The 16,654-nt window shown below is 71.5% G+C and carries 16 protein-coding genes; 5 read left to right on the top strand and 11 right to left on the bottom strand.

The genetic code is table 11. From position 1 onward, the window contains the following. Positions 1-90: 90 nt before the first annotated feature. Positions 91-1,083, bottom strand: coding sequence for a stage II sporulation protein M (locus tag ABZ815_RS27470; RefSeq protein ID WP_357702721.1), 993 nt, complete (start codon positions 1,081-1,083; stop codon positions 91-93). Between the two features lie 51 nt (positions 1,084-1,134). Here ABZ815_RS27470 and ABZ815_RS27465 point away from each other — a divergent pair, with 51 nt between their 5' ends. Continuing rightward, a complete protein-coding gene (locus ABZ815_RS27465; RefSeq protein ID WP_357702719.1) occupies positions 1,135-2,061 on the top strand; it encodes an RDD family protein in 927 nt (308 codons plus the stop codon). A 15-nt stretch (positions 2,062-2,076) separates the two neighbouring features. On the opposite strand, the gene ABZ815_RS27460 is transcribed toward ABZ815_RS27465, so the two are convergent. Next, a complete protein-coding gene (locus tag ABZ815_RS27460) occupies positions 2,077-3,483 on the bottom strand; it encodes a hypothetical protein (protein WP_357702718.1) in 1,407 nt (468 codons plus the stop codon). A gap of 167 nt (positions 3,484-3,650) precedes the next feature. Here ABZ815_RS27460 and ABZ815_RS27455 point away from each other — a divergent pair, with 167 nt between their 5' ends. Then, entirely contained in the window at positions 3,651-4,283 is a 633-nt protein-coding gene (locus ABZ815_RS27455; protein ID WP_357702716.1) for a DUF305 domain-containing protein, read from the top strand. 17 nt (positions 4,284-4,300) lie between these two features. Here ABZ815_RS27455 and ABZ815_RS27450 read toward each other — a convergent pair whose 3' ends face one another. Next, positions 4,301-5,536, bottom strand: coding sequence for an adenosylhomocysteinase (locus ABZ815_RS27450; RefSeq protein WP_357702714.1), 1,236 nt, complete (start codon positions 5,534-5,536; stop codon positions 4,301-4,303). 65 nt (positions 5,537-5,601) lie between these two features. Continuing rightward, positions 5,602-7,029 carry an adenosylhomocysteinase gene (ahcY, locus tag ABZ815_RS27445; protein WP_357702712.1) on the bottom strand — a complete coding sequence of 476 codons (1,428 nt, stop codon included), beginning with the start codon at positions 7,027-7,029 and terminating at the stop codon, positions 5,602-5,604. A gap of 102 nt (positions 7,030-7,131) precedes the next feature. Between ahcY and ABZ815_RS27440 the strand changes: the two genes are divergently transcribed. After that, positions 7,132-7,467: a MerR family DNA-binding transcriptional regulator gene (locus tag ABZ815_RS27440; RefSeq protein ID WP_357702710.1), complete on the top strand. Its 336-nt coding sequence runs from the start codon at positions 7,132-7,134 to the stop codon at positions 7,465-7,467. A gap of 3 nt (positions 7,468-7,470) precedes the next feature. On the opposite strand, the gene ABZ815_RS27435 is transcribed toward ABZ815_RS27440, so the two are convergent. Genes ABZ815_RS27435 through ABZ815_RS27415 form a run of 5 tightly spaced genes read right to left on the bottom strand, consistent with a single transcriptional unit; the run spans position 7,471 to position 11,475 of the window. After that, a complete protein-coding gene (locus ABZ815_RS27435) occupies positions 7,471-8,397 on the bottom strand; it encodes a cation diffusion facilitator family transporter (protein WP_357702708.1) in 927 nt (308 codons plus the stop codon). Positions 8,398-8,445: 48 nt separating this feature from the next. After that, positions 8,446-9,552 (bottom strand): SIS domain-containing protein, encoded by a 1,107-nt coding sequence (locus ABZ815_RS27430; protein WP_357702706.1) that lies wholly within the window; start codon positions 9,550-9,552, stop codon positions 8,446-8,448. After that, positions 9,549-9,716 carry a Trm112 family protein gene (locus tag ABZ815_RS27425; RefSeq protein ID WP_352323388.1) on the bottom strand — a complete coding sequence of 56 codons (168 nt, stop codon included), beginning with the start codon at positions 9,714-9,716 and terminating at the stop codon, positions 9,549-9,551. Before ABZ815_RS27425 ends, ABZ815_RS27430 begins: the two co-directional genes overlap by 4 nt. After that, a complete protein-coding gene (locus ABZ815_RS27420) occupies positions 9,713-11,065 on the bottom strand; it encodes a phosphomannomutase/phosphoglucomutase (protein ID WP_357702704.1) in 1,353 nt (450 codons plus the stop codon). Before ABZ815_RS27420 ends, ABZ815_RS27425 begins: the two co-directional genes overlap by 4 nt. A gap of 41 nt (positions 11,066-11,106) precedes the next feature. After that, the gene (locus ABZ815_RS27415) at positions 11,107-11,475 is read right to left on the bottom strand and encodes a DUF3499 domain-containing protein (RefSeq protein ID WP_352323386.1); all 369 of its coding nucleotides are present in this window, start codon (positions 11,473-11,475) and stop codon (positions 11,107-11,109) included. Between the two features lie 207 nt (positions 11,476-11,682). Between ABZ815_RS27415 and ABZ815_RS27410 the strand changes: the two genes are divergently transcribed. Both ABZ815_RS27410 and ABZ815_RS27405 read left to right on the top strand, forming a co-directional pair. Further along, positions 11,683-11,982, top strand: coding sequence for a metalloregulator ArsR/SmtB family transcription factor (locus tag ABZ815_RS27410; RefSeq protein ID WP_357702702.1), 300 nt, complete (start codon positions 11,683-11,685; stop codon positions 11,980-11,982). Positions 11,983-12,115: 133 nt separating this feature from the next. Next, entirely contained in the window at positions 12,116-12,475 is a 360-nt protein-coding gene (locus ABZ815_RS27405; protein WP_357702700.1) for a metallopeptidase family protein, read from the top strand. Positions 12,476-12,499: 24 nt separating this feature from the next. Here the strand turns inward: ABZ815_RS27405 and ABZ815_RS27400 are convergent, their stop codons facing one another. Together ABZ815_RS27400 and ABZ815_RS27395 are read right to left on the bottom strand one after the other, a co-directional pair. Next, entirely contained in the window at positions 12,500-13,804 is a 1,305-nt protein-coding gene (locus ABZ815_RS27400; protein ID WP_357702698.1) for a DUF5719 family protein, read from the bottom strand. Next, on the bottom strand, positions 13,801-16,611 hold the full coding sequence (locus tag ABZ815_RS27395; protein ID WP_357702696.1) for a glycosyltransferase family 2 protein: 2,811 nt from the start codon (positions 16,609-16,611) through the stop codon (positions 13,801-13,803). Before ABZ815_RS27395 ends, ABZ815_RS27400 begins: the two co-directional genes overlap by 4 nt. Positions 16,612-16,654 lie beyond the last annotated feature (43 nt).

Raw genomic sequence — 16,654 nt, 5'->3', positions numbered from 1 at the left:
CCAATGGTCCCATCAGGGCTACATCAACAAGATCGGACCGGCTCTCTACGGGCCCATGCCCACCGTGACTTAAGCCTTCGTCAGCAGGCTCTAAGCGGTGGGGGCGACGTCGGGAGCGCGTTCGACGTCGCCGGTCTCGTTCTCGCGCAGGGCCCTGCGGCCGAAGACGATCACGTACGCCAGGAAGGCCGCCTCGGCGAGCACCCCGATGCCCACCCGCGCGGCCGTGGGCAGCCCCGACGGGGTCACGAACGCCTCGATCAGCCCCGACACGAACAGCACCACGACCAGGCCGAGCGCCACGCTCATCACCGCCCTGCCCTGCTCGGCCAGTGCCTCCAGACGTCTGCGCGGCCCGGGGTCGATCACCGTCCAGCCCAGGCGCAGGCCGACGGCGGCCGCCAGGAAGACGCCGGTCAGCTCCAGCAGGCCGTGCGGCGTGATCAGGCCGAAGAAGATGTCCAGCTTGTCCCTGGAGGCCATCAGCCCGGCCGAGACGCCGACGTTCGCGGCGTTGCTGTAGAGGATGAAGGGAATGGGGATGCCGAGCAGGATGGCGTAGATGACGACCTGGGCGGACACCCAGGCGTTGTTGACCCACACGTGGCTGGCGAAGGAGGCGGCGGGATTCTCGGAGTAGTAGTCGGCGAAGTCGTGGTCGACGAGCTGGGCGATCTCGTCGGGCGAGGCGATCGACGCCTGCACGTCGGGGTTGGCGGCCACCCACGCCCCCAGCACCCACGCGACCGCGATGCTGGCCAGCGCCGTGGCCAGCCACCACCGCCGCGCCCGGTAGGCGACGACGGGGAAGGAGACGGTGAAGAACCTGACCAGCTCGCGCCAGGCGGGCGTGTGCGCGCCGGTCACCGCCGACCTCGCCCTGGCGACCAGGGCCGACAGCCGTCCGATCAGCGCCGCGTCGCGGGAGGAGGAGCGCACGATGGACAGATGCGTCGACACCCGCTGATAGAGGTCGACCAGTTCGTCCACTTCCGCGCCGGTCAGCGAGGAGCGGTTCTTGACCAGGTGGTCGAGCCGGTCCCAGACGGGGCGGTGTGCTGTGACGAACGCGTCGATGTCCACCCGACCATTGTGGCCGCTCGTTCAGTGCGGCATTGCCGTTAGGCTCCACATATGTCAGAGGTTGTGACCGGGGACGCCGTCGTCGTCGAGGTGCGGGTGGCCCAGATGCCCTCGCGCGCGGTGGCGGTCGTCATCGACATGGCGGTGCAGGTCATCGTGCTGATCGGCGCGTACATGCTCCTGGGCGCGTTCGCGATCGTCACGGACGAGGCCATGTTCGGCGCGGTCATGATCGTCCTGCTGGTGCTGGTGATGGTCGGCTATCCGGTGCTCTTCGAGACGCTCACCAGGGGGCGCAGCCTCGGCAAGCTGGCGCTCGGCCTGCGGGTGGTCGCGGACGACGGCAGTCCGGAACGCTTCCGGCAGGCGCTGTTCCGCGGCCTGGCCGGGCTGGTGGAGTTCTGGATGCTCTCCGGGGCGCCCGCGCTGATCTCCTCGCTGGTCTCGCAGCAGGGCAAGCGGCTCGGCGACATCTTCGCCGGGACCATCGTGATCTCCGACCGGGCGCCGCGCGAGAGCGGGCAGGCCATCCTGATGCCGCCGCCGCTGGCCGCCTGGGCCTCCACCCTGGAGCTCTCCCAGCTTCCCGAGGAGCTCGCGCAGGCCGCCCGCCAGTACCTGACGCGCTGGCACGACCTCACGCCGCAGGTCCAGCACGAGATGGGGCTGCGCATCGCGAGGCAGACGGCGGCCTTCGTGTCGCCGGCCGCGCCCACGGGGGTGCCGCCGCACGCGTACCTGAGCGCGGTGCTGGCCGAGCGCCGGCGGCGGGCGGAGGCCCGCTTCGCGCGCCAGGCCGCCGCCCTGGTCGCCGGGTCCGCGCCCGGGCCCACGCCGTACTCGCCGTATCCGACGTATCCGCAGCAGGGGCCGTACCAGCAGGCGCCCCACCCGGTGCAGGCTCCTCACCGGCCTCAGCCGGGGCCCGCGCCGGAGCCGCCGAAGGCGACTCCGGGCGGGTTCGCGCCGCCACAGTGAGCCGGCGGCGCGGGACTACTTGCCGCCGGGGACGCCGTGCCCGTGCTCGGGGTACGAGCCCTGCGTCTGAGCGTTCAGCTGGCCCATCTTGACGCTGTTGGCCTGGTTCGTCCGCGGGTCGTTGAGCTTGAGCACGTCCAGGCCCAGGTTGAAGTCCGAGCCGTAGATGTAGCCGTTGTAGTAGTACGCCGACCAGAAACCGCCGTCGAGCGGCGGGGCGGTCTCGTCCGGCCCGCGCTCGAAGTAGGCGATCTCCTGCGGGTTGGCGGAGTCGGTGAAGTCCACCACCGAGATGCCGCCCTGGTACCACGCCTGCACCATGACGTCGCGGCCCTTGACCGGGATCAGCGAGCCGTTGTGCGCGACGCAGTTCTCGGTGTCGGCCTGGTGACGGGCGATCTTGAAGTAGCCCTTGAACACGAGCTGCCCGCCGACGATGTCGTAGTAGGCGTTGGCGCCCTTGTTCGGGCCGATGGCCTCGTTGCAGGTGGCCCGGCTGCCGCCGCCCAGCTCGTCGGTGAAGACGACCTTCGTGCCCTCGTTGTTGAACGTGGCCGAGTGCCAGAAGGCGAAGTTCACGTCATCGCGCACCTTCGCGGTGACCTTGGGCTGCTCGGGGTTGGAGATGTCGAGCAGCACGCCCTCGCCCATGCAGGCGCCCGCGGCGATGCCCTTCTCGGGGTAGGCGGTGATGTCGTGGCAGCCGGTGGTGGCCGACTTGCCGTTCGGGTACGGCAGCGGCAGCCCGGGGTTGCCGCCGTCGGGGAACAGGTTCGGCGTCGCGATGACGGCCGCGGCGGTCGGGTTGTCCAGCGGCACCTTGATGATCGAGATCAGGTCGTGCGGCGGCTTGCAGTCGGGGTAATTGGCGCTGGGGCCGTAGGAGGAGACGTAGATGTAGACGTTCTTGCCGGCCGGGTCGGGCACCAGCGTGTTCGTGTGCGAGCCGCAGTTCGTCTCGACCGACTTGATGTACTTGGGGTTGGACTTGTCGCTGACGTCGAAGATGCGCATGCCCTCCCACGACTCCTTGACGGAGGCGCTCTGGGACGTGCTGCTGCACGAGTCGTTGTTGCGCGAGGAGTCGACGGAGCCGAACAGCAGGTTGCCGTAGACGGACATGTCCATCTGGCCGCCGGGGCACACGACCGAGCTCACGAGCGAGGTCTTCTTCGGGTGCTTGATGTCGTAGATGGAGAAGCCGTAGTAGTTGCCGACGAAGGCGTAGTCGCCCTGGAAGGCCATGTCCGTGTGGATGTCGGACAGCGCTTCCGGCTTGGGCACGTTCGCGACGTGCGTGATGTTCGAGCTCATGACGATCTCGCCTGGAGCCGGGATGTCCGCAGCCTGGGCGGGCAGGGTGGCGCCCGTTGCCGCGACGAGGGCGGCTACCAGGATGAGGGCCCTGCGGGGGGTGAACACTCCGTGGTCCTCCTATAAAGGGGGCATAAATCTCCGCCATCGTCGCTCACTCCCCGCGACCTGGCCAGCGTCCAATGTGTCAAATCTTGTTCCGTTTCGACCTCTTTCCTTCGGGTGATTCATGGCCTAGAGTCCGCATTCTCGTCCCAAGCCAGTCAGGAGGCCGAGTGCGCGGCGCGCTCATCGTCATCGCGGGCACGCTGATTGCCCTGTCCGGCTGCTCCTCGGGCGCCTCCTCCCAGCCGCGGGCCGACTCCACCGCGCCGGTGCTCGCCCCGGGCCGTCCGGGCGAGCAGGCCCGCACGCTGGCCCCCGGCGACGCGGCCACCGCCGTCCCCGGGCCCACGGCCAACGCCGCCGACATCACGTACGTCCAGGACATGATCGTCCATCACCAGCAGGCCCTCGACATGACGATCCTGGCTCCCACCAGGGCGGACTCGGTCAAGCTCAAGAGCCTGGCCGACCGGATCAAGGCGGCGCAGGGCCCGGAGATCCAGTTCATGTCCACCTGGCTCAAGCAGCAGGACCAGAAGGTGCCCGACCATCACGCGGCGCACGGCGACATGCCCGGCATGGCCACGCCCGAGCAGATGGCGAAGCTGAAGGCCGCCACGGGCAAGGACTTCGACCGGCTGTTCCTGGAACTGATGATCAAACACCATCTGGGCGCGCTCGAAATGTCCGACCAGGTCCTGACCCGCGGCTCGCACATCAAGATCGAGGAACTGGCCACGGACGTCAGCGTCACCCAGACGGCCGAGATCCGCCGCATGCAGGAGATGCAGGCCGCCCTCTAGGGGCTCTCAGCAGCCCGTCAGGAGCCGACCCGCCAGGAGTGGAGGTAGTCCTCCTGCTCGGGGGTCAGCGTGTCGATGCCGATGCCGGCGGCGGCCAGCTTGAGCTTGGCCACCTCGTGGTCGATCTCCTCCGGCACGTCGTACACGCCGGGCGTCAGGCCCGCCCGCTGCCCCGCCAGCCAGGCCACGGCCAGCGCCTGCGCGGAGAACGACATGTCCATGACGGCCGCCGGATGCCCCTCGGCGGCGGTCAGGTTGACCAGACGGCCCTCGGCCAGCAGCAGCAGTCGGCTGCCGTCGGGCATGACGTACTCGTCGGTGTTCGGGCGCACCCCCCGGTGCACCTCGTGCGCCATCTCGTCGAGGGCCCGTACGTCGATCTCCACGTCGAAGTGGCCGGCGTTGGCCAGGATCGCGCCGTCCTTCATGACCGACAGGTGCTCGGCCCTGATGACGTCCCGGTTGCCCGTCACGGTGACGAACAGGTCGCCGACCATCGCCGCCTGGGCCATGGGACGCACCTCGTAGCCCTGGAGGGTGGCGTCGAGGGCCTTGACCGCGTCGATCTCGGTGACGATGACCCGGGCGCCGAGCCCCTTGGCCCGCTCGGCCACGCCGCGCCCGCAGAACCCGAACCCGGCCACCACGACCGTACGGCCGGCGAGCATGGTGTTGGTGGCCCGCATGATCCCGTCGAGCGTGGACTGCCCGGTGCCGTACCGGTTGTCGAACATGCGCTTCGTACGGGTGTCGTTGACGGCCACGACCGGGAACCGCAACGCCTGCTCGGCCGCCATCTGCCGCAGCCGGATGATGCCGGTCGTGGTCTCCTCGCAGCCGCCGCTCACACCGTCCAGCAGGTCGGTGCGCTCGGTGTGCAGGATGTTCACCAGGTCGCAGCCGTCGTCCAGCACGAGGTCGGGCCCGAGGTCGAGGGCCCGGTGGATGTGCAGGTAGTAGGTGGCGCGATCGACCCCGGCACGGGCGTGCACGGCGATCCCGTACGCGCGCAGGGCCTCGGCCACGTCGTCCTGGGTGGACAGCGGATTGGAGGCGGCCAGCGCGATCTCGGCGCCGCCCGCCTTCAACGCGCCCATGAGCACGGCCGTCTCGGCCGTGACGTGGAGGCAGGCCGCGATCTTCAGCCCGTCGAGCGGCCGTTCGAGCGCGAACCGCTCGCCGATGGCGGTCAGCACCGGCATCGAGCGCGCCGCCCAGGAGATCTGCCGCTCGCCGCTTTCCCAGAGATCCATGCCCAGCCCCTCGCGAAAGAAGCGGCTCCGGGAGGGACCAGGCCCTCCCGGAGCCGCCCTGCGGATCAGTAGCGGTAGTGGTCGGACTTGTACGGGCCCTCGACGTGCACGCCGATGTAGGCCGCCTGCTCCTTGGTCAGCTCGGTGAGCTTGACGCCGAGCGCGTCGAGGTGCAGGCGGGCGACCTTCTCGTCGAGGTGCTTGGGCAGCGTGTAGACGCCGGTCGGGTATTCGGCCGTCTTGGTGAACAGCTCGATCTGCGCGATCACCTGGTTGGTGAAGGAGTTGGACATGACGAAGCTGGGGTGGCCGGTGGCGCAGCCCAGGTTCATCAGGCGGCCCTCGGCCAGCACGATGATCGAGTGGCCGTCGGCGAAGACCCACTCGTCGACCTGCGGCTTGATGTTGTTCTTCACGATGCCGGGCAGCTTGGCCAGGCCGGCCATGTCGATCTCGTTGTCGAAGTGGCCGATGTTGGACACGATCGCCTGGTGCTTCATCTGCGCCATGTGCGCGGCGGTGATGATGTTGAAGTTGCCGGTGGTGGTGACGAAGATGTCGGCGATGCCGACGACCTCCTCCAGCGTGGTGACCTGGAAGCCGTCCATGGCCGCCTGGAGGGCGCAGATCGGGTCGATCTCGGTGACGATGACCCGGGCGCCCTGGCCGCGCAGCGCGTCGGCGCAGCCCTTGCCGACGTCGCCGTAGCCGCAGACCACGGCCACCTTGCCGCCGATGAGCACGTCGGTGGCGCGGTTGAGGCCGTCGATGACGGAGTGGCGGCAGCCGTACTTGTTGTCGAACTTCGACTTGGTGACCGAGTCGTTGACGTTGATCGCCGGGAAGAGGAGCTGGCCGTTCTTGTGCATCTCGTAGAGACGGTGCACGCCGGTGGTGGTCTCCTCGGTCACGCCCTTGATGCTCTCGGCGATGCGGGTCCAGCGCTTGTCCTCGCCGACCGTGCGGGTGAGCAGGTCGATGATGACGTGCCACTCCTCCGGGTCGTCGGCGCCGGCGGGGGGCACGGCCCCGGCCTTCTCGTACTCGGCGCCCTTGTGGACGAGGAGCGTGGCGTCGCCGCCGTCGTCGAGGATCATGTTGGGGGCGTCACCGTTCGGCCAGGTGAGGGCCTGCTCGGTGCACCACCAGTACTCCTCCAGCGTCTCGCCCTTCCAGGCGAACACGGGGACGCCCTTCGGGTCCTCCGGGGTGCCGCCGGGGCCTACGACGACCGCGGCGGCGGCGTGGTCCTGGGTGGAGAAGATGTTGCAGCTCACCCAGCGGACCTCGGCGCCGAGCGCGACCAGCGTCTCGATGAGCACGGCCGTCTGGATCGTCATGTGCAGGGAGCCCATGATCTTCGCGCCGCGGAGGGGCTGGGAGGCCGCGTATTCCTTGCGCATCGCCATGAGGCCGGGCATCTCGTGCTCGGCGAGCCGGATTTCCTTGCGGCCGAAGTCGGCAAGTGAAAGGTCGGCGACCTTGAAGTCCATCGGGATTCCCCTCGCGTCACGATTGGTGTCGCGGACGAGTTTAGGCGGCGCTCGGGCGGCCTCGCATCTCCGAGACGGCGAAACTGACGTAAGAATGTAAGGATGCGCATCACGGAAGCAGCCAAGCGGCTCGGCATGTCCCCACGAATGCTCCGGTACCGGGAGGCTCTGGGCCTGCTGCCGCCCGTCCGGGAGCGCGGTGCGCACCGCAGATTCGGTCCTGACGAACTCGCCGCCGTGGCCCAGGGGGTGGAGCTGGAGAAGCGGTTCGACGTCTCGCCCGCCGAGCTGGCCTTCGCGTTGCGCGTGCTGAGCGAGCCCCAGGTGGCCGCGGCCGTGCGCGAGCTGGGCGTGCGCATCGGCCGCATCCAGGTGCCGCGCAGGGCCCTGGATTTCGAGAAGGAGAAGGCCCTGAGGCTGCTGCGGCCCCGGGGCTGAGCGTCAGCCGGCGGTCGTACGCAGCCGGTCGAGGTCGGGCTCCAGGTAGATCACCCGCGCGATCGGCACGGCGTCGCGGATGCGTCGCTCGGCCTCGTCGATGCCGCGGGCCACCTCGCCGGCCGTGTCGTCGTGTGCGACCGCGATCTTGGCCGCCACCAGCAGCTCCTCGGGGCCGAGGTGCAGCGTGCGCATGTGGATGATCCTGGTCACCTCGGGGGCGCCCTCCAGCGCGACCCGGATCTGCTCCTCGACCTCGGGCGAGGCGCCCTCGCCGAGCAGCAGCGACTTGGTCTCGACGGCCAGCACGATCGCGATGACGGCCAGCAGCACGCCGATCATGAGGGTGCCGATGCCGTCCCAGACGCCGTCGCCGGTGACGACGGCCATCGTCACGCCGAACAGCGCGAAGACCAGGCCGAGCAGCGCGCCCAGGTCCTCCAGCAGGATGACGGGCAGCTCGGGCGACTTGGAACGGCGGATGAAGGCGAACCACGACTGCTTGCCGCGCAGCGGGTTGGACTCCTTGACCGCCGTACGGAACGAGAAGCCCTCGGCGATGATCGCGAAGATCAGCACCGCGAACGCCCAGATCGGCGCATCGACCTCGGCCGGCGAGGAGATCTTGTGCCAGCCCTCGTAGATCGAGAAGACCGCGCCGATGGTGAACAGCACGACGGCGACCACGAACGCGTAGAAGTACCGCTCGCGCCCGTAGCCGAAGGGATGGGCCTTGTCGCTGGCCCGCTGGGCCCGTTTGCCGCCGATCAGGAGCAGGAGCTGGTTGCCCGAGTCGGCGACGGAGTGGATGCCCTCGGCCAGCATCGAGGACGACCCGGTGAAGAACGCCGCCACGAACTTCGCCACCGCGATCGCCAGGTTGGCGCTCAGCGCCGCAATGATTGCCTTGGTGCCACCACTCGCGCTCACCGGTCGTCTCCGCTCATAAGATCACCTGCATGGACCTGACATGGGATCCTATTGCGAAACCCTTGCCCGAAGCTCAGTGATCGTGGCCACAGGCGTCGGATCGAGCGCGTAGCCGAGGGCCAGGTAGGTGGCGGCGTAGTCCGCCAGGCCGACGAGCGCGGCCAGCCGTTCGAGCGGATGCAGCCCCTCCGCGGTCAGCTCGCTGACCGGCACGTCCCGGTCGCGCGCGAGCCGCAGCGACGCCTCGCGCTGCCGCGTCACCTGAGGATGCTCCTCGACGTCGCGCAGCATGACGAGCCTGAGCGTCGGCCCGGCCGTGTCGGCGAAGATGTCCCGCTCGGCCAGCGGCCCCTCCAGGGCGGCCACCTGGTTGTGGCCCGCCTCGGGCAGCTCGCCGAAGACGGCGGGGTACTTGCCGGTCTCGTTGAGCTGGCAGGCCAGCCGGTACGCCGCGGCACGGGCCACGGGCGAGGAACCCCAGATCATCGGGATGCTCTCGGCCAGATCCATGGCGAGGGACTTGCCCGGGTTGACGAAGGACTCGCTGGAGGGACGGCAGCGGTTGGCGATGTCCTCAAGGGTCGCGGCCACCCGCTCGAACACCTCGGGCCCGGCCGTGACCAGCCCGAGCGCGGACGCGGCCACGATCACCGGGATCGTCAGCAGCCACAGGGCGGCCCTGGGCGGACCGTCGGGCCGCACCGGGACGTGGATCGCCGACGCCTGCACGGCCACGGCCTCCAGCGGCGAGCCCGGCGGGCACACGGCCAGCAGCCCGCACCCCCGCCGGACGGCCTGGACGGCGAGGGAGACCGTCTCCTCCTCGTCGCCGGTGGCGGAGACGGCGATGACCAGATCGGTCGCGCCGACCCAGCCCGGGAGCTGGTAGGACCGCAGCGTCATGATCGGCAGCGGCACGCCGTTGCCGCACACCGCCGCGAGGATGTCGCCGGTCAGGCCCGCCGTGCCCATGCCCGCGACCACGACGGCCCGCGGGCGGCCCTGGCCGACCAGCCGGTCGACGCCGGCCTCGACCGCGGCACGGCGACCCGTGCGCACCTGGGCGGCCGAGGCCGCGACCGCGAGCAGCATGCCGCCCGGATCGGCCTCGGTGAGGTGATGCTGGTCATCGAGCCGCCCGGGCTCCCAGGTCACGGCTTCCTTGCCTCATCGACCAGCAGGACGGGGATGTCGTCGCGCACGGGGTAGATCAGACCGCAGTCCGTGCAGACCAGCTCCTCGGTCTCGGCCTCGGCGCGCAGCGGCGCCTTGCAGGCCGGGCAGGCCAGGATCTCCAGCAGCCAGTCGTCGATCTTCACAGTGACACCCTTCCCACGATGGCGAGGACCTCGTCCTTGATCGCCTTCATCTTGCTCTCGTCGGCCGCCTCGGCGTTCAGCCTGAGGAGCGGCTCGGTGTTGGACGCGCGCAGGTTGAACCACCAGTCGGGGCCGGTGATCGTCAGGCCGTCGAGCTCGTCGACCTCGCCGCGGCCCGCGAAGGCCGCGCGCACGAGCGCCAGCGCCTCGCCCTGGTCGGCGACCGCGCTGTTGAGCTCGCCGGAGGCGTGGTAGCGGGAGTAGGCCGCCACCACCTGCGACAGCGGGCGGTCCTGCTCGCCCAGCGCGGCCAGCACGTGCATCGCGGCGAGCAGGCCCGAGTCGGCGAACCAGAAGTCGCGGAAGTAGTAGTGGGCCGAGTGCTCGCCGCCGAAGATCGCGCCGGTGCGGGCCATCTCCGCCTTGATGAAGGAGTGGCCGACGCGCGTGCGCACGGGCTCGCCGCCGTGCTCGCGGACGATCTCGGGCACGCCGAGCGAGGTGATCACGTTGTGGATGATCGTGCCGCCGGGGTCTTTGGCCAGCTCGCGGGTGGCCACCAGGGCCGTGACGGCCGACGGCGAGACGGACGCGCCGCGCTCGTCGATCACCCAGCAGCGGTCGGCGTCGCCGTCGAAGGCGAGGCCCAGGTCGGCGCCGCTCTCGACGACGGCCCGCTGCAGGTCGAGGAGGTTCTGCGGCTCCAGCGGGTTGGCCTCGTGGTTGGGGAAGTCGCCGTCGAGCTCGAAGTAGAGCGGGACCAGCTCCAGCGGCAGGCCCTCGAACACGGCCGGGACCGTGTGGCCGGCCATGCCGTTGCCCGCGTCGACGACGACCTTGAGCGGCCGGATCGCCGCCAGGTCGACGAGGGAGCGCAGGTGGTGGGCGTAGCCGGACAGCAGGTCCTTCTCGATCAGCGACCCGGTCGGGGCGGCGGTGGCGGCGCCCACCAGCTCGGCCGCGCGGTCGCGGATCTCGCTCAGCCCGGTCTCGCCGCCGATCGGCACCGCACCGCCGCGGCACATCTTCATCCCGTTGTACTGGGCCGGGTTGTGGCTGGCGGTGAACATCACGCCGGGCAGGCCCAGGCTGCCGCTGGCGTAGTAGAGCAGGTCGGTGGAGCCCAGCCCGGCGAACACGACGTCGGCCCCGCGCGAGCGGGCGCCCCTGACGAACGCCTCGGCCAGCGGCACGGACGACTCGCGCATGTCATGGGCGACGACGACGGACACGGCCCCGGTCACCTCGACGAACGCCGCCCCCACGGCCTCGGCGATCGGCTCGTCGAGCTCGCCGGGAACCACCCCGCGAACGTCGTACGCCTTGAAGATCTTGGCGAGGTCGCCCACTCTTCAGCTCCGCCCTAGGTCGTTTGTCGTGTGAAACGAGCCTACCGGTCGCGGTGCTGCTGGGCCGACCGAAGAACGCGCAGGTGGCCCCTGCGCCCGACCTCGACCCCTTGGCCAACCGGCTCGCCGCTGCCGGACGGTGTGGGCCTGGCGGCCTCCCTGACCGCGTTGGCCAGCGCCTCCAGGTCGTCCGAGCTGGGGGAGTTGCCGTCGGTGGGGAGCCGGACGACCTCCCAGCCGCGGGGAGCGGTCAGCCGCTCGGCGTGTTCGGCGCACAGGTCGTAACAGTGTGGCTCGGCGTACGTCGCCAGAGGGCCGAGAACTGCGGTCGAGTCGGCGTATACGTACGTGAGCGTGAAGACGGCAGGCTGGCTGCAAGCGGTGCGGGAACAGCGGCGGACGGGGCTCACGGAGGGACCGTATCTGCTAAGAGTGCGAGGCGCCACTATCTGAGCGCTCTTAACGAGCGTGTCGCCACAATTCGGACACCTGTCGCAGGCTTTCCACCCACATGCACCGATGCGCGCGCCTGAGGGACAACCTTGCCCCGTCGCCGTTGACGCCACACCGGTCGCCTTGTACTTTCTCCATCAGTTAATTAACCACCAAGGAAAGTGATGAGCCGGGACGATCAGCTGAACGCCGTCTTCGCGGCCCTCGCCGACCCGACGCGGCGGGCGATGCTCGCCCGGCTGACCGAGGGCGAGGCGACCGTCGGCGAGCTGGCCGAACCGTTCGACCTCACGCTGCCGGCCGTCTCGAAGCACGTGAAGGTGCTGGCCCGCGCGGGGCTCGTGGAGCAGGGCCGGCAGGCGCAGTGGCGCCCGTGCCGGCTGCGTCCCGAGCCGCTGCGCGACGTGCTGACGTGGATGGAGCAGTACCGCGAGTTCCTCGACCCCCGCTCCGGACCGCGATGACGCGGGGCGGGGGTTCCGGGGGTTCGCGGGCGGGTGCCCTTACACTTGGTCGGTGACTCCAAAGCGCGGTCCCAGACGGCGCGATCGCCACGGTCGTGGCCTGCGCGGCCCCCTCGCCCCCTCCCACGTCCCCATGGCCCGTTCCCGCAGCGAGCGCTTCGACGACCTCGTGCTCGACGCCGTCGACCGGCTCCGGCCGCGATGGGACAAACAGCTGTCCGCCGTGGAGTTCGCGGTCGAGGAGGTGCCGCCGCTCAACGAGCTGGGCGACGGCCCGAGCATGGGCACCGAGCCCATCCCGTTCGGCCGCGCCGACGCGGCCAGCGGCCAGTCGCCCGCCTCTGTGGTGATCTACCGCCGCCCGCTGGAGGCCCGTGCCCGCGACCGCGACACCTTGGGCGCGATGGTGCACGACACGGTGGTCGAGCAGGTCGCCACGCTGCTCGGCCTCGCCCCCGAGACCGTCGACCCGGGCTACGACGACCGCCGCTGACCCGTCCGGCCCGGGTGACCCGGGTCAGGGCAGCACGGCGAGGGGGCTGTCGGTCAGCGCGGGCAGCATCGTCCACATGCGCGCGGGCGCGAGCGGCTGGGCCGTGACGAGCAGCCCGTCCTTCTGCCGCTCCTCGATGACCCGGCCGCCGTAGACCTGGCCCGACACGGGCGTGACGACCACGGCGAACTCGCCCTTGCCGCGCAGCCGCACCTCCTTGGTCCGCCCGGCGGGCACCGCCACGTCGTACGGCCTGCCCGGCTCGCCCTTCACCGGCACCTCCTGCACCCGGACCTCGCCGGGGCCGCCGAGCGCGGTGAACAGCAGCCGCGTGCCGGGCCCGTTGCCCGCGACCGCGCTGCCCAGGTCGAGCGGGGGCGTGCCCGCCGTGAACGCCACGTCCTGCCGCACGCCGGTGCCGGCGACGACGAGCCCGGCCACGATCGGCTCCGGCGCGGTGAGCACGAGCGCGGCCGACTCGCCGCCGATCCCGGTGGTCACGTCCATCGCGACCACGCTGCCCGCCGGCACGTCGATGGTCTCGCGGCCCTTCATCGCGTACTCGGCGTCCTGGCTGACCGCCTTGACCTGCACCGACACGTCGTTCTCGCCGGGGGCGGCGACCAGCAGCTCGCGCCTGCCGCCGCCGCCGGGGATGCCGGGCACCACCACGCGGGTGGCCGGGGGCGCGGCGAGCGGCAGCCAGTCCACGCCGCCGGCCTGCATCGACGCCCTGGCCGCCACCGCCAGTCGGCCGAAGACGGTGGTGACGCCGACGGCCATGACGTCCGCCGAGGGCGCGAGCGTCCTGAGGTCGATCTCCTTGTGCTCGCCCGGCGCGAGCTCCAGGCCGCGGCCCTTGTCGCCGGAGACCAGGCCCTCGGCCGCGTACACCTCGACGTCGGCCTGGGCCGGGGCCTTGTCGGCGTTGGTGAGGTGCAGGACCACGTCGGCCGCCGCGGGACCGGGGCCGACCAGCCAGGCGGCCTGCGCCGGCTCGGTGCAGCGCACCCCGGACAGCCCGCGGGCCGCGCCTGAGGTCACCCGGGTGGTGTATCCGGCTTCGAGCGCTCCCGGGCCGTTCGTCACGTACGGCTCGGCGTTCTTCATGACCTCGCGGGACAGGCGTCCGGGCAGGTAGACGTTCATCTGAGCACCCTTGGCACCGGGGCAGACGGCGGTCACCGACTCGACGGCCACCTTCCTCGGCCCCTCCGCCTTGGCCGGGGCGGGGGCCGGACGGGTGACGAACGCGACGCCGTACAGGGCCGACAGCGCCACCACGACCAGCACCAGCAGGCCGAACCTGTTCTCCACGAACGCCTTCATCGCACCCCCGCCGGCGCGGGCACGGGCGCTTCGACGCCCTCGACCGCGCCGCTCTCCCGGCGTCCGGGCGTGGCCAGGGCCAGCACGATCAGGGCCAGCGCCCCCTGGGCCCACAACCAGGGCGTGTGCAGGACGTCGGCCGGCTCGGCGGCCACGCGGGTGACCGGCTCGGCCAGCCGCCACAGGCCGCCCGCCTCCGACAGGCTCATGCGTTCCAACGACGGCTGCGAGTCGAGCGACCTGGCGAGCTCCGGCGGCACCGGCGCGGCCACGGCCACCATGGCGATCCCGTGCTCGGCCAGCGTCGCCGCGTCGGTCCCGCCGCGCCCGCCGACCAGGCCCTGCGCCGCGACCGCGACCTTCGTACGGCCCTCGGACGCGACCGGCAGCTCGGCCTCGCCGATCAACGGGGTACGGCCGTGCAGCACGGTGAAGGCGTGCCCCTTGATCAGCAGCGTGCGCTCGCCGTGCCGGGTGCTCCAGGTGGCCAGCGCGGGCAGCGTCTCGGGCGCGTCGCCGGTCAGCGGGCCGCGCACCCCGTACGCCATCCAGTAGCCGGCGGCCAGGATCGGCGTGCTCACGGCGGCGGCCACCACCAGGGTCGCGCCCAGTCTGCGCAGCCCGCCGCCGGCCCGCAGCTCGGCCAGCCGGTGCGCGGTCAGGCCCACGAGCACCAGCAGCCCGGTCCCCGCGAACGCCAGCGGCACGCCGGGCCAGGCCCGCGCCCCTTCGACGCCGATCCGGCTGACCAGGATGGCCGCCAGCACGCCGTACAGCGTGACGCCCCAGCCGATCGCGACGATCATCCGCTGGCGGCGCATGAGCAGCGCGGCCAGCGCGGTCACCACCAGCCCGGCCGTCACCCAGAACGGCGGCAGCCCCGGCCCTCCCGGGCTGAGCGCGAGCAGCGACTCCGGCGCGAGCCCCGCCTCCACCAGGGCGGGATCATGCAGGCCCGCCTCCAGCAGGATGCGGCCCGGGTCCGCGACCAGCCCGGCCAGCCAGGGGAACAGCAGCACGACGGGCACCGCGAGCGCGACCGCCATGGAGGTCACCACGCCGCGCCGCACCCCGCCGTACGCGACGGCGGCCAGCACGCCGAGCACCGCGAAGAGCGGGTACACCAGCGGGACGAACGCGGTCCCCACGGCCAGCAGCAGCCCGAGTGCCCAGGCCGCGCGCCTGGCGCGGCGCCGCTCGCCGGACAGCAGCGTGGTGCCGAGCGCGGCGTACACCGGGACCAGCACGAACACCACCGCCGTGCCGAGCCGCCCGGCCGCGATCGCGCCGGTGGCGACGGGCAGCAGCGCGTACGTCCCCGCCGCCCAGGCCCGCGCGGGCACCGCCGGGATGATGTGCCTGGTCGCCAGGTACGCCGACGCCCCGGCCAGCGGCACCGAGCCGAGCAGCAGCACGGACACGGCCAGCCACGTCTTGCCCAGCGCCAGCGTCGAGGCCACCGCCAGCAGCGCCACGTACGGCGGCGCCCAGTCGGTGGAGCCGAGCCCGATGTCGTGGAAGCCCTCGGTGTAGAACCGCCACAGGTCCCCCGCGCCGCCGGTCACCGGGACCAGCGCGCCGCCGCCCAGCCGGTCGCCGCCGAGCAGCGACCGTTCGGCGACCAGCGAGATCACGGCGAGGGCGAGCATGAGGACGACGCCCGGACGCCGGAGGAAGCCCTTGACCGCGCCGGTGTCCGCCGGTGTGCTCGCCTCGTCGTCCTCGGTGGCGGAGTGGTGGTGGTGGCGGCCGGTGGAGTCCACGGGGGTCTCGCCGGCGAGGAAGCTCTGCACCATGTCGGTCAGCCGCCGGTAGGCGCCTCCCGGCGGCGTCAGCAACCGCTTTATACGGATAAATCCCTTTTTACGGCCGTCGCGGCGAGCCCTGCGCGCCTTCAGCAGCCGGAACGGGTGCACCAGGATCGACCCCAGCGCCACCATCTCGTCCAGCGCGTTCGCCGGCTGCTTGCCCAGCAGGAACAGCAGCGTGCGCAGGGCCGACCCGGCCAGGTTCCGGACGAGTGCCCACAACATCACGCGGAACGGCAGGTTCGCCATGATGACGAACATCGCGTTCCGCCGGTCGAGCCTGCGCGGATGGTCGCCGCTGACCGTGATCCGCCGTCGCCTGCGCGCCGCCGCCTCGGCGTGCCAGGCCACCGCCGAGGTCACCGCCAGCACCCTGTGGCCGGCGTTGCGTACCCGCCAGCACAGGTCGAGGTCGTCGCGGAAGAGCGGGAACAGCGGGTCGAGGCCGCCGAGCCGCTCCCAGACGTCGCGGCGGACCAGCATGCCCGCCGTGGAGACCGAGAGCACCTCCCGGGTGCCGTCGTGCTGCCCCTGGTCGAACTCGCGCGGCTCCAGCCCGGTGTCCCTGCGCCCGGTGAGGCCGACGGTCACGCCCAGTTCGAGCAGGCGTCTGCGGTCGAGCCAGTCGCGCAGCTTCGGGCCGAGCACCGCCGCCTTGGGGTCCTGCTCGGCCGCCGTGAGCAGGGCCTCCAGCGCCCGCCGGTCGGGCGCGCAGTCGTCGTGCAGCAGCCAGAGCCACTCGTTCTGGCCGCACGGCGGCAGCTTGTCCAGCACCTCCGCCACCGCGTCCCCGAACGAGGCCGAGCGCGGCAGCGCGAGCACGTTGGACGGGCCGAGCGTCTGCGCGAGCAGGTCTGCCGAGCCGTCCCTGCTGCCGTTGTCGACGCCCGCGACGCGCTCCGGCCTGCGGCTCTGACCGGCCAGCGCACGCAACGTCTCCCCCAGCCAGCGCCCGCCATCATGGGCGACGACGATCACGGTGACGAGGGGACGTGTCATGGTCGGGCGACTCCAGCGTTGATCAGGCGCGCCCACCCTACAG

The organism is Nonomuraea sp. NPDC047529, assembly GCF_040642995.1.
Lineage (GTDB): Bacteria > Actinomycetota > Actinomycetes > Streptosporangiales > Streptosporangiaceae > Nonomuraea.
The sequence above is the reverse complement of the archived record's forward strand: the minus strand, read 5'-3'. Positions and strand labels throughout refer to the sequence as shown.

Bases quoted from the DNA above. Each gene is read 5' to 3' on its own strand.
- ABZ815_RS27395 (WP_357702696.1), bottom strand. From the start codon at position 16,611: ATGACACGTCCCCTCGTCACCGTGATCGTCGTCGCCCATGATGGCGGG.
- ABZ815_RS27450 (WP_357702714.1), bottom strand. From the start codon at position 5,536: ATGGATCTCTGGGAAAGCGGCGAGCGGCAGATCTCCTGGGCGGCGCGC.
- ABZ815_RS27400 (WP_357702698.1), bottom strand. From the start codon at position 13,804: ATGAAGGCGTTCGTGGAGAACAGGTTCGGCCTGCTGGTGCTGGTCGTG.
- ABZ815_RS27440 (WP_357702710.1), top strand. From the start codon at position 7,132: ATGCGCATCACGGAAGCAGCCAAGCGGCTCGGCATGTCCCCACGAATG.
- ABZ815_RS27465 (WP_357702719.1), top strand. From the start codon at position 1,135: ATGTCAGAGGTTGTGACCGGGGACGCCGTCGTCGTCGAGGTGCGGGTG.
- ahcY (WP_357702712.1), bottom strand. From the start codon at position 7,029: ATGGACTTCAAGGTCGCCGACCTTTCACTTGCCGACTTCGGCCGCAAG.
- ABZ815_RS27405 (WP_357702700.1), top strand. From the start codon at position 12,116: ATGGCCCGTTCCCGCAGCGAGCGCTTCGACGACCTCGTGCTCGACGCC.
- ABZ815_RS27410 (WP_357702702.1), top strand. From the start codon at position 11,683: ATGAGCCGGGACGATCAGCTGAACGCCGTCTTCGCGGCCCTCGCCGAC.